9 protein-coding genes are annotated in these 13,778 nt (G+C 50.6%); 7 read left to right on the forward strand and 2 right to left on the reverse strand.

All coding sequences use genetic code 11. The features are described 5' to 3' along the window. Window positions 1–2: 2 nt before the first annotated feature. Window positions 3–248 carry an ATP synthase F1 subunit epsilon gene (gene atpC / locus ACHLI0_RS02990; RefSeq protein ID WP_032840972.1) on the reverse strand — a complete coding sequence of 82 codons (246 nt, stop codon included), beginning with the start codon at window positions 246–248 and terminating at the stop codon, window positions 3–5. Between the two features lie 18 nt (window positions 249–266). Beyond that, window positions 267–1,784: a F0F1 ATP synthase subunit beta gene (atpD, locus tag ACHLI0_RS02995; RefSeq protein WP_008761388.1), complete on the reverse strand. Its 1,518-nt coding sequence runs from the start codon at window positions 1,782–1,784 to the stop codon at window positions 267–269. Between the two features lie 589 nt (window positions 1,785–2,373). Between atpD and ACHLI0_RS03000 the strand changes: the two genes are divergently transcribed. From ACHLI0_RS03000 to ACHLI0_RS03030, 7 genes are all read left to right on the forward strand, one after another. Continuing rightward, window positions 2,374–2,910, forward strand: a complete 537-nt coding sequence (locus tag ACHLI0_RS03000) for a DUF3575 domain-containing protein (RefSeq protein ID WP_490748412.1) — start codon at window positions 2,374–2,376, stop codon at window positions 2,908–2,910. A 17-nt stretch (window positions 2,911–2,927) separates the two neighbouring features. Next, window positions 2,928–3,869: a hypothetical protein gene (locus ACHLI0_RS03005; RefSeq protein ID WP_490748413.1), complete on the forward strand. Its 942-nt coding sequence runs from the start codon at window positions 2,928–2,930 to the stop codon at window positions 3,867–3,869. Between the two features lie 58 nt (window positions 3,870–3,927). Continuing rightward, window positions 3,928–5,145: a hypothetical protein gene (locus ACHLI0_RS03010; protein WP_490748414.1), complete on the forward strand. Its 1,218-nt coding sequence runs from the start codon at window positions 3,928–3,930 to the stop codon at window positions 5,143–5,145. Between the two features lie 107 nt (window positions 5,146–5,252). Next, the gene (locus ACHLI0_RS03015; protein WP_490748415.1) at window positions 5,253–9,542 is read left to right on the forward strand and encodes a hypothetical protein; all 4,290 of its coding nucleotides are present in this window, start codon (window positions 5,253–5,255) and stop codon (window positions 9,540–9,542) included. A gap of 47 nt (window positions 9,543–9,589) precedes the next feature. Further along, window positions 9,590–10,747, forward strand: coding sequence for a FimB/Mfa2 family fimbrial subunit (locus ACHLI0_RS03020; RefSeq protein ID WP_490748416.1), 1,158 nt, complete (start codon window positions 9,590–9,592; stop codon window positions 10,745–10,747). Between the two features lie 80 nt (window positions 10,748–10,827). Then, entirely contained in the window at window positions 10,828–11,238 is a 411-nt protein-coding gene (locus ACHLI0_RS03025; protein WP_234118035.1) for a hypothetical protein, read from the forward strand. A 99-nt stretch (window positions 11,239–11,337) separates the two neighbouring features. Then, window positions 11,338–13,713, forward strand: coding sequence for a DUF3987 domain-containing protein (locus tag ACHLI0_RS03030; RefSeq protein ID WP_490748417.1), 2,376 nt, complete (start codon window positions 11,338–11,340; stop codon window positions 13,711–13,713). The last annotated feature ends 65 nt before the right edge of the window (window positions 13,714–13,778 follow it).

Below are 13,778 nucleotides of genomic sequence, written 5' to 3' on the forward strand. Positions count from 1 at the left end.
CCTTACGAGACACATACCGAAGCTGTCCCGTCACTCATTTCAACAAAACCACCCTGAATATCCAATGTATGCTCGTCGCCGTCCATCGTGGTATAACCTAACGTTCCCGCTTTCAATGACGAGACGATCGGCGCGTGTCCCGGCAGAATAGAAAACGATCCTACCGTTCCCGGCAGTGTGACAATCTTCACTTCTCCGTCGAATACGCTCTTTTCGGGCGATACAATACTTAAATGTAATTCTTTCATCATGGAATGTTGTTTCGATTACTTTTTCGCTTGTTCCAGCAATTTCTTGCCTTTCTCTATCGCTTCTTCAATCGTGCCCACGTTCAGGAAAGCCTGTTCGGGGAGGTTGTCTACCTCACCGTCGAGAATCATTCTGAACCCTTTGATTGTATCCTCGATGCCTACCATCACGCCCGGAACGCCTGTAAACTGTTCGGCAACGGCAAACGGCTGCGAAAGGAAACGCTGCACACGGCGCGCACGGTTCACGACCAGTTTGTCTTCTTCCGAAAGTTCCTCCATACCAAGGATGGAGATGATATCCTGCAATTCCTTGTTGCGCTGCAAAATCTGTTTCACGCGCTGTGCCACGTCATAATGTTCCTGTCCCACGATGTGCGGGTCGAGGATACGGGACGTAGAAGCCAGTGGGTCGACAGCCGGATAGATACCCAATTCCGTAATCTTACGGTCGAGCACGGTCGTTGCATCCAGATGGCTGAAGGTCGTTGCCGGAGCAGGGTCCGTCAAGTCATCCGCAGGTACATATACTGCCTGTACGGAGGTGATAGAACCTTTTCGGGTGGAAGTGATACGTTCCTGCATCGCGCCCATTTCCGTGGCAAGTGTCGGCTGATAACCAACGGCGGAAGGCATACGTCCCAGCAGAGCCGAAACTTCCGAACCCGCCTGCGTGAAACGGAAAATGTTATCGATAAAAAACAGGATATCGCGTTTCTCACCTTCCTTGCCGGCATCACGGAAAGATTCCGCTACCGTCAGTCCGGACAATGCCACAGAGGCACGTGCGCCCGGAGGCTCGTTCATCTGTCCGAAAATCAAGGATACCTGCGACTTTTCCAGTTCATTATAGTCTACTTTCGAAAGGTCCCAATCGCCCTTCTCCATACTCTCCTTGAAAGCCTCGCCGTAGCGGATGACGCCCGACTCGATCATTTCACGCAGCAGGTCGTTACCTTCACGGGTACGCTCGCCGACTCCGGCAAATACGGAGAATCCGTTATGTTTCTTGGCAATATTATTGATCAGTTCCTGAATAAGTACAGTCTTTCCTACACCGGCACCGCCAAAGAGTCCGATCTTGCCACCTTTGGCATACGGCTCCAGCAGGTCGATTACTTTGATACCCGTGAAGAGTACCTCCTGCACAGTTGTCAAATCTTCAAACTTTGGGGGATCACGGTGGATGGAATATGCGCCTGTACGGTCGAGACTCTTCATACCGTCGATAGAGTCGCCTACTACGTTCATCAGTCGTCCTTTAATCTGTTCGCCTATCGGCATTGTGATCGGGCCTCCGGTGGGATACACCTTCATGCCTCGCTGAAGTCCGTCAGTGCTGTCCATAGCCACGGTACGAACCGTATTCTCGCCGATGTGTTGCTGAACTTCTACAACCAGTATTTTGCCGTTTGGCCTCTTTATCTCCAGTGCGTCGTGAATGCTTGGTAGCATTAACTCTGCGTCCGTACCTTCAAAGTACACGTCGACCACAGGGCCGATCACCTGTGAGATATGTCCGATAATCTGTGACATAAGCAATCTTTATTTATATTATTCTTTCTTTACCTATCGAATTTTAGTAGCATGACAAGGAACGTTTCGCGTTTTATCTACTTTAATCTACTATAGTAAACAGTTAAATTTAGCTTTTGTTCAATCACGCCCGATTTCTTTTTAACAAAATAGTTAAATAAACAACCGCACAAATGTAGACACAAATTGGCATCGTTGTTCTTCCTTTTTCATTATTTGTCGTTCAATAACACTTGTTAGGCCAACAAAGACTACAAACAGACCAATATCGGAACATTTCAATTACGATTGTATAGTAAAATAAGTCTGTTACTTATAAAATATCAGCAAAACTCTGACTTAATATCAAGTTTTCTCTTTCAACGGTAATATTCAAACACTTAAACGAGCGATAAAATAGTAGCGCATGCAACTAGTTTTGTGTTCGGGCACGAAAACAATACATATCTCCCCGGAGCCTTCCATCCTGCAAATGATTTCAGTCCTTCCCACCCCACTTGGCCCTTTCTTCCTTAACAAAGATAAAAAGCCCTTTTTCGGAAAACAAATTCGAATCACGTTCTGTTGTCTCCGAAACAAAACCTAAACAATGAAACGAATACTGTCACTGCTGATATCCACTCTCGGATTCTGGCAAATTATGGCAGCGCAGAATGTAGCTATCAAGACGAATACGCTCTACTGGCTGACGACAACTCCCAACATCGGAGCTGAATTTTCTCTGAGTAGCAAACTGACCATCGAAGTGACAGGAGCCTATAATCCGTGGACCTTCAAGGATGACAAGAAAATGCGTTTCTGGCTGGTTCAGCCGGAACTCAAATACTGGACGTGCGAAAAATTCAACGGACACTTTATCGGAGTACACCTGCATGGCGCACAATATTACGGGGGATTCAGCTCCAAGAGGTATGACGGATACCTTGCCGGAGGAGGTCTTACCTATGGATATGACTGGATATTATCTCCGCACTGGAACCTGGAAGCAGCCATCGGCATCGGCTACGCCCGCCTGTGGTACAAGGAGAGCGAACGGATTCCCTGCGGGAAATGCTACGAACAGAAGCATAAAAACTACTTCGGGCCTACCAAAGTAGCCATATCTCTGACCTATTTTATCTTTTAACCCCCTGCCCGACCACCATGAAAACGAATACAACCGCCTACTGCGGACATTCCCTCCGGAAGTCCGCAAGAAGAAATATCCAGTATCTTCTGATCTCCATCGCCACTTTGCCACTGCTCTCTTCCTGCATCCGGGATGATGTAGAGCCTTGTCCGCCCCTGCAAGTAGAGATTTCGGTAAAAGATAAGAACTACTTCAACATAGACAACGTGCCGTTGGAAGCCCGCAAAAGTGAATCCCTTGCTTTCCGCGAATACGTCCCTACGCTTTACTATACGCTGCGTGACGCCTCCACCGGAGAAATCGTTGAAGAGCAGGGAGTGTTCAGCGTAACGGGCAGCGAACCTACCCAATCCGTCACCTTCTGCGAATGCCTGCCTTTCGGCAAATACGTCCTGACCGTATGGGGAGGACTGCCGGACAATACCCCGCTGACGGATCAATCACTGACCAGTATCCTGCACGCCAACCGGACGGAAGCAAGCGACATCTATCTGGCACATGATACATTGGTGTATGATCTTCAGCACACGAACTACTCCGCAGCCCTGCAACGCGTCACCGGAAAGCTGGTGATTCAAATCACCAATCTGCCCGCTACCATACTTTACGAGGCCAACAGTATCGGACAGATATACGAACGTGTCAACCATAAGTTTGAATATATGAATCCGGTTAGCATACGCAAGCAAAACGCATGGAGTCCGGCTTCGGAAGTTGTCCTGTCTGCAATCCTCGCACCCTCTACGGGAGAATATCAGTCACTCCTGCACCTTGACTTGTATGACAAGGCGGACCGTCAGGTCCCTACACTTAACCCCAAAGACGTAAAGATCACCTTGAAACGTAACGAGCTTACGACTCTGAAATACGTGTACGATGATGAACAGAGAGACTTTAACATCTACCTGTTGCTGGGCGACACTTGGGAGACGATATACAATCTGGATATTAATTAAAATTGTTTTCGCATATTATTTTTTCTCACAAAATGTTTAATTCTAAAACTTAACTCAAATGAAAAATTATTTGTATGTATCCGCTGTCGGCGCCATGTTGTTGGCAGCATGTAGTAATGACGACACAGTTCCCCTAGGTGGTGAAGAAGCAGTTCAGCCGGGTTCGGCAATTACCCTTACCGTCAACAGCAGCGGTGACGGACTGAGCACCCGTGCAGGTCGTCCGGTGAACAGTTCGGAGGCTGCCAACAATGTGACAGCCGTCAGACTGTATATCTACAATCCGTCGGGAACAGACGTAACCAATGCTGCACTGGCAGCAGGAACACAGAATCCTGTGCTATGGACCGCCGGTCCGTCGGACTCCGCAACGCCCGGTAACAATCAAAATCACAAAGCCAGCCAGACCGTGAAATTGAATAAGTTAGCGACGAACGGTGTATATACTGTTGTGGCTTATGGCTACAATACAGCACTCGACTATACTATCACAGCAGGCACCAGTGCCGACGATTCTTTCATCGCCACCCTGCCCGCAGCCACCAATGAATCCGAACTGTTTGCAGGCAAAGCTACCTTCAACGTAGTCAACGGAAACATACAGGCAGGCACCACCAGCGAAGTAGAACTACGTCGCCACGTAGCCGGTTTATTGGGATATTTCAAGAATGTTCCGATACTGTATCCGAATCCTGTCAGCGGTCTTCCTACTCCCGTTGCATTCGTCCGGGTATATGCTTCTTCTCATGCGACGTCCTTCACTTTCCCCAGCGTTTTGAATGTGAACGGTACAGGCAATAATACCAAAACAAGAGTATTGGATCTCGGACTTTCTACCTTGATCACTGACTATCTTGCCCAAGTAACGGCTGCCGGTACTAACCTGACCAAAGTGTTCTCCATTCCGGCTATCAGCACCGGAACGACTGCTACCGTGCCCAACAGTATCCTGAAGGGTAGATTCCTTGTTCCTTTTGCTCAGGTAGCAGGAGCCACCACTTTTACCGTACAACTGGAGGATGCTTCGGGAACCGTATTGAAAACATGGGATGTAGTGAACAACGCGCTTACCGGAGATAAAAAGATTTATGATGTGAGACGTAATTACTTCTACTCAATCGGTCAGAAAGTGAAAGCCAGCTCTATCGATGGCGGCACCACCGACCCCGGAACAACCGACGATAATGATAACCCCATCGACTTGTCACAGGAAACAGTGATCACCGTAACCGTGAACGACGCTTGGGATACAATTTATAATCTGGGAATCGAATAATTACATTTTAAAGGTTTATTGAAGTGATTAGTATCTGACGATTAGCAATGAGCGGCTGCGCAGCCATGCAATGCCGCTTCTTGCTAATCATAAATCCTTTTTCGGCCATGAAAACAAAACATATCTTCCTCACATACGCCTTCTTCCTCTGTCTCTCTGCCTGTCAGGACGAAGAAATCATATCCGCTCCTCAGGATGAACAACTGTCGAGAGCCGTTACAGCCACTTCCGCCTCTGCCTCCGCCCTCACCTCTGCCGATGGAGGAAAGACGTGGACTGCCAGCCGAAGAGTTCCCCTTGTGGGCGAAGGACGTATCGTAGACGATATGTCAAACGCTTTGGTAGATGTGCTCACCAACAACAATGGTATCGCCAATATGCTCGATACCGACCTCACCAACTACGCCTCTTTCAGCGGTGTGGCAACCGCCAACCTGATAGGCAACCAGATAGCTTCCGTCCGTGACGTCAACCGCACCTATGCCGGAGGACAAAACGCAGGTTTCGTCTATCTGATAGACAACTCCTCCCTGCTCACCCTCGACGTACTGAAAGGATTCTACCTTAAAACTTACCTCAAAGGTGTGGAACAGGAAATGAAAGGCAGCGACACGCAGGAAGTGCAAACCCTGCAACTCAACCTGATCGGCGCAGCCAACAACGGCGGCCAGCAGGCGCTCTCCATCACCACCTCACTCACCAAACCTTTCGACGAGATTAAAATAGGAATGTACGGTGTATCCGCTACCGTGCTCAATGCGTTGAAACTATATTACGCCTTTGTAGGCGAAAACCCCATACAGCCCGCCGTAAACGGAAACACTCATTTTGCAAACGGAGTTAGTGTTCACAATAATACCGGGTTAGACCTTACATGGACTACCGTACCCAACAGTGCGCAACTGATAGACGCCAACCTGACCAATGGTCCCACATTCAGCCTGATAGGATCATTATTGCAACCCCGTGCCACCATCGACTTTAAACAAACCATCCCCGTAGGTGCCGAAGTCGGCTTCAACCTGTCAAATCTCGGACTCGCCAACATCAATCTGCTGGGAACCACCATACTGACCACCTACGATGCCAATGACGTACAACAGGAGCAAGTTTCCGTCAGCAGCCTGCTCGGTGTCTCCGCCATCGTCGGAGGCGGCACGCAAGTCAGCATGATATTGAAAAAGCCGTGCACGCAGATCAAGATACAATTCTCCGGGATCAACGTGAACTTGGGAACTACAACCATCAATTACGCCTTCGTGCGTGACGCCGTAGTAGTGGATGCTTCCAGCTTCTTCTCGCTGGGCAATGCCACCATCACCGGAAACGCCTACCAATTGACGACTCCCGCCACCGGAAACGTGAGCTATGTCATCACCCAGTCGCCCGCAGGAACCAACCCCGGCATCAGCAACAACAAGATAACGGGCATGACCGTCAACGGTGACTACAAAGTGACAGGAACTTACACCGCCACCGACGGCACTACCTATACGCAGACCGCCACCATCACCCGCAATGCCAATGGTATCAGCGATACCGCATCCTGCAACACACTGATCACCCTTGCCAGTAACGGAGCATCCGTCTACGCTCCTTCCGGCGGCGGATGCCTGCTCTGCGTAGGCGAAGGAACCAACTTCACCGGAAAGAATAACCTCATAGACAGCAATCCCGACAACTACATTACTTATAATAATGTAGCCAGCATCGCTGCCAATACTTCCATCGTCGGTATCCGCACTGCCACCGACAAGCCTGTCAACGCTGCAAAGAGCTCCATCCGCACCGGATTCGTCATCCAGACCTCTACGAAGCTGCTCAGCGCCAATGTGCTGAAACTCTTCATCATCCGGCTATACCGCAACGGTGTGAAAGTGTTCGAAAGCGCCGCGGACGGCAACAACGCTATTTCCGCCGGACTGATAGGCGATAACGGCAACAAAGTGCGCATCGGCGTCACCACCAATCAGGAATTTGACTCCATCGAGCTATGGACAGGCGGTGTGCTGAACCTCAACCTCAACGCTTTCCGCATCTACTACGCTTTCTGGGAAAACGCCGATGCCTCCTGCTACAGCGGCAGTCCCGCCAACGCCTGCCTCCAACTGATGACTCCTTCTACCTACGGCGCCAGCATCAACTATGCCGCTACCCGCAGCACGGGAGTCGCCAACGTGGGCACTTCGTTCAATGACTTGGGCAACCTGATCGACAGCGACGTAAATTCCTACTCCACCATCACCACGACCAACGTACTGGGAGCGGTCACCGTAGCTGTCAAATTCAACAAGATCCAGCAGAAACAACCCGTAGGATTTATCGTAGTAGACCCGACGGGGATAGCCGGAGCCGACCTCCTCTCATGGACAACGCTCACCGTATATAATGCCGGCGTAGAAGTAGGACGCACCGGAACAGGCGGCGTGCTGGGACTCGACGTCATCGGCTACGGAGGCCGGCAGTACATAGAAACGACCCCTTCCACCGTACCATTCGACGAAGTACGTATCACCTTTGCCGGAGTGACGGATGCGCTGAAAACACTCCAACTGGCAGGCGTATACACCCGTCAGGACAGCAATGGAGACGGTATCCCCGACTGTGCCGAAACGACCGGATCGGGTGAAACAATCGACTTCCTCAGCGTGACCGGGCATCTCTGCCAAGGCTCGCCCATCGTCATTCAAGTGCAGGGTGGCACGAACGGCAACAGTTACCTCCTGCGCCTCTACAACGCCGCCAAAAACAACGAAGTGACGGACAAGACCGTGACGCTCACCAACCAGACATTCACCATCCCAAGTTTGCCTGCGGGCGACTATTACATCTCGATCTACGATGCCGGAGGTACCAACATTTACTACAACGGCATCCACTCCACCGTCCACCCGCTGCGCACCACCTGGAAAGCCAACGCCGCCACCTCCAACTGGAACACGTGGACCAACTGGAGCGACGGCAGCCCGTGGCAATGTACGGACGTCATCATCCCGTCGGACTGCGCCCTCTACCCTGTGCTCGTGCAAGGCGATGCCAACTACTGCAACAACCTCCATTTCGCCCCGAACGCCGAAATAGTAAACACCCACTATCTCACTTACTCGCAGGCATGGGTGGCAATAGCCTTACAATCGGGACGCTACTATATGCTGTCCGCACCACTGAAAGCCACCTTCACCGGAGATATGTTTATCCCCGCCGCCATGAACGGCACTCAGAACAACGACTTTTTCGTGACACTGAACGAGACGACTTCTCCCGAGAACCGCTTCAACCCGCGTATCTACCAGCGCCTGTGGAGCCACGACGCTCCGGGACAGAAGATCAGCGGAGGAACGCTTACTCCCGTCACCGTAGTGCCGGACAAGACGAACTGGACACCGCCTTTCAACGCCCTCAACCAAAACTATGGCACGGGCATCGGCTTCTCGCTACTGGCGGACAAAGAATCGGCATCGACAAGTACCCTTACTTTCCGATTCCCCAAAGTGCATACACGTTACAATTACTATAACGTCTCCGGTCAGGGCACTTCCTACAGCGAAACCCTTACACGTACGTTGCCGGGACGCTTCATCTACGAGAACAGCAGCGGAACCGCCACTTTCCCGATCACGGTGAACGCCACGAACAAGGTTCCCGGAAACACTTTCTTAGTGGGCAACCCGTTCATGACACATATCCGCATAGACCGCTTCATGACGGAAAATCCGACGATCACTTCCGTCAAGGTGTACGATGGCAACAGCAATAATTCCGTCATCAAAGCCAACGGAACGTTACTGACAAACGAAAACGATTTCATGTATATCGCTCCCATGCAATCCGTTTTCGTCACGGTAAACGTTGCTTCCACCACGCTGCCCATCAGGTTCACGGAAGCGATGCTGACACAAGCCCCCGGTTCGTCCGGAAAGTTGAGGAGCACCCGCGCTATGGCTTCGGGCAGTATCGAAAATGCCGGAAGTTCCGGTCGCTCCACCGTCTCCGGTCGTTCTGCACTGATACTGACCGCCACCGTCGGAAACGTTTCCTCACAATGTCTGTTGCGCCTCCATCCGTCCGCTTCCACCGCCTATCGTCCGACAGAAGATTCCGAACTGCTGATGGACAACGAAATACCGCCGAAGATCGCAGTTTTCAGTATCGCCGACGAGAAAGCGCTCGACATACAGCAGCTCAACGACGCCACACGCATCCCGCTGGGATTCAGCCTGTACAACCCTGCACGGGTAACACTGAAACTCTCTCACGGCAACGGTGACGCTTGGAAAAACTGGTCACTCATAGATACGCAAACAGGGAAACGAACTCCGTTATCCGCTTCGGAGATCACGCTCGATATCGGCATCCTTTCCACCAACGTAGGACGCTTCTATCTGGAAAAGAATTGATCATCAGGCACGGATTATTTTTATAAAACCATCAAAATAACAGACTCATGAACCATCGAAAAATAAAGAAACATCTATACGGCTGGCTTCTTGCATCGGCATTGCTGGCTGCCGGTTGCGGACAGGAAGAGGACATCACCGAAACTCCTTCCGATCCCGCCAAGCCTGCGGAAACAAGCAACGTAATACTCAACTTCACCGTAGCCGGTGAACTCTCCACCCGTACCGACCTGTCCGGATCGGACAACGTGCAGCACGTGACCTCTGTCCGCCTCTATATATTCGACGGCACAGGAGACAATGCCACCTGCCTTGCCTCCGAAGACATCGGCTGGCTGGCCTATTTCGGCAATCAGGCGCCCACCGTCACCTCCACCATGCGCTATCACGTAAAGTACACCGGACTGGCAAACGGCTCTCCTTACACCTTCCTAGCCATCGGCTTGGACGACCGTTCCGGCAGCACCTACGGACTTCCCTCAGCCATCAAAGTCGGCACTACCATGCTCTCACAAGCCATCGCCACCCTCGCAGGCAGCGAAGCCGCCACATGGACTGCCATGCGCCAATCCGAACTGTTCGCAGGAGCCACCGTGCTAACGCCCAACAGCTACGGCACACAAGGCAACGTAGACCTCTGGCGTCGTGTGGCTGGAGTGATGGGCTGGTTTACCAACATCCCCACGCAAATCGGCGGGAACACTGTATCCGCCGTCCGCATCACCCTCTACACACAACAGAATAAGAGCGTCCCGTTATTGCAACGGCAGCAAACGCCCGTATTCCTTGACTATCTCAGCAGTCCCCTCAATGCCTCCACCGGCGGACAAGTATTGGTGGAAATCCCCGTACCGGCAGGCACCACGGCTCTGACCGTCCTCTCAAAAGGTTCTTACGTACTCCCCGTACCTGCCCCCGCACCGGTGAACGCCAACGACTATACGCTGAAAATAGAAATAGTAAACGCCTCCGGAACCACCCTCCGCTCCACCCGCGTGACATTATCGGACAGCGACGACTCTTCTACCGGCAACGGCACAGGCATCATCGACCCCGAAGGAGTCTACCGTTTCCCGATCGTAGCCAACCGTTTCTATGGAGTCGGAACGAAGTTAGTACCCATCAATCTGGGGGCAAGCCTGACAAGAGGTTACGTTACTTCAAGAATTTTACCGCATTGGGAAGAAATGCAAGAAGATAAATAAGCATAAAGTATTCTACTTTGATAAAAAAAGAAGAAATTTGCAACATTATTAATCCTAAAAATTATGGTAAAAAAAACCTTTTGGATTTTGCCGAAAAAATCGGCAACTTTACGTTAAACGTAACAATGGTAGATAAAGCAGGCAATCCGTTGACAGCAGATGACATATCTCAATGCCACCTACCCGGATTCCCCATCTTATTTACTCAAAATGAATTACTTGAAATCCTTGCAAAAGAGATTTTTAAGCAACAGTTCCTTTGGAAATCCGTACAGGATAAAGACATCAAAGAGTGCAACAAAGAAGAACGGATCATCAAGCAGATACCGCTGATGCCACGCTGTCCGGACGTACTGAAAGGGTTGTTCCATTGCATCGAAATCCGCGACGAACGCTCTCCGAAGCATGCCATAGCCTATAAAAGCTGTCTGGGAAAACTGGAGGAGATGGTGAAAGACCAATGGGACGATTGGAACAGAAATCAGTCCTAATAGTCGATTTGGTAAAAAAAGCGAAGTTCCTACCTTCGCAGCCGGAAGCCCGTGATAACGACACCGCCCGCTTCCGGCAACCAACATATTATATTTCAAATGAGAAAGCACATGTACCAAGTGTCACTATTTACCAACACTTGGAGTAAAAATTCCACGACTATAACTTTTGAAGATTTTTTCGCAATGGTGCGCAACGGACATTGGAAAGTACCCGCAGAAGGCCACCGCAATTGTCTGGCAAAAGACCGCAAACACGACGCACAAACCATCAAAGACAGCATGGCATGCGTCATCCCCGCAGGCGTATGCAAGAATGGACACGCAAAGAACAACCTGACCTCCCTGTCACTCGCACTCTGCATCGACATCGACCATACGGACGAACAGACAAAGGATATTTTCGTACGTGCCTGCCTGCTCGAATACGTGTTGGGAGCGTTTATCAGCATCTCCGGCCGTGGCGTGAAATTGTTCATTCGCATAGATATCGACGGAGTGAACGATTATCCTGCCATTTATGAAGCGACGGCAAAGCTCGTTTCCACCGTTCTCGGTGTAGAGAACGACGGGAAATGCAAGGATATCACCCATCCCTGCTTCGGATCATACGACCCGGACGCATACTACAACGGTGACGCAAAGGCCGTCAACGACTTTCTGCCGAACGGTGCACTCACTCCGCGCGTCACCTACGCTCCCGTCACTTCCGCTCCCCGCACCACCTGCACTCCCACCTCTTTCTCCAACGGACATCCGCCTGCAAAGGCGGGTAACCGGATTTCCGCCGCTCCCTTCGTACAGTCCTACCTCACCCTCTACCCTGCCGCAACGGGCGACCGGAACGGAACCGTTTTCCGGCTCAGCTGCGCTGCCTGCAAACGCGGCATCGACCGTAACGAACTGACCACCGAATTGGTTCGCACCTTGGAAGAAGACAACTTCCGTGAACCCGAAATCGCACGTACTGTAAAATCAGCTTACCAGAATATAATGACTGCGGCAGAGACGGAAAGCTTCGAAAATCCTCCTTCAAATTCCAGTAAAGTCCAAAAGTCCGTTATAGGATTTTCAGAAAACGAAAATCCGGCAGAAAAAGAGGATGAAATCATCGGAGAAGAGCTCAGAGAGCAGACTCCGACCTTTCCTGACGAAATTTACGATCTCATTCCCGCCATCTTCAAGGAGTGCGTCTCCATCGCAAGAGACGAGCGTGAAAGGGACGGACTCTTGTTGTCATGTATTACCACGATAAGCAGCATGCTCCCCAGCGTAAACATCCGCTACAACCGACGGAATTATCAGCCCAACATCTACTGCATCGTCGTAGCTTCCTCCGGTGCCAACAAGAACCTCATCGGCTATGGCATACGCCTGCACAAGCACTATTGTGAGTATTGGGAGAAGCAGAGTCTGAAGATCGAAAAGGAATACAAGAAAGCACTCAGGGACTACACCCTCTCCTTGCAGGCGATACGCAAAAAGAATACTGCCGCCACCAACCTGCCGGACGAACCGGAGGAGCCGAAGCTGGCATTTCCGCTGATCCCTGCCGACATCAGCCGTGCACAGCTCATCACTCACCTCATCAACAACCAAAGTTGTTCTTCCTTGCTCACCAGTACCGAAGCCAGCAGCGTCAGCACAGCCCGCAACCAAGATTACGGACACTTCGACGATATCCTCTGCAAGGCATTCGAACACGAACTGATCAGTTCGTCCTACAAGATCAACGGACGACATCCGCTGAAAGTGGAATATCCCTCCCTGTCGGCTTTTCTCACCGGCACTCCATCCAGCCTCATTTTATTCATCCCGACCATGGAGACAGGGCTGTACAACCGCTTTCTGATCAATACCTTCAGACTTCCGGCAGCATGGCAGGATGTGTTTGCAGAGGAAAAGGTGCGTGCGGACGATCTCTTCAACGAGTTGTCCATGCGCTTCGCACAGATGGCATTGTTTCTGAAAGATTCTCCTACGGAAGTAAAGCTGACAGATACACAGAAAAAAGAATTCAACCGGGTATTCACGCAACTGCTCAAAGATACGGACCAGTTAGGTAATGATGACCTGCTGGGGGTGGTGAAACGTTATGGAGTGATAACGGCACGCATCTGCTGCATTTTCTCCGCCATCGACAAGGGAACCATGAGAATGGAAACACCCGAAGTATACTGCTCGGACGCACATTTCAAAGCAGCGCTCGCCATCGTGCTGTGTTGCTTCGAACATAGCAAACTGGTCAGTACTTCGGTAAAAAGCTCTGCCGAAGATACAAAACCATTACAATCGCCCGATAATCTCTCGCGACTTCTGACGAAACTCAAAAAGAGTTTTTCAGCCAAAGAAGCATGTGCTTTGGGAGAAGAATTGAACCTCTCAAGAAGCACCGTTTACTACTTATTGAATAAAGGCATTAAAGCAGGGAGAATCAGCAAGTTAGGTCACGGTTCGTATATTCTGAAAATCTAATATGGACTTTCTGGACTTTACTGGACTTTGAAAGGGGAAATTCGTGACTTTTACTTCATTGTCAC

The sequence above is a fragment of the Bacteroides sp. RCH18 genome, assembly GCF_058231005.1.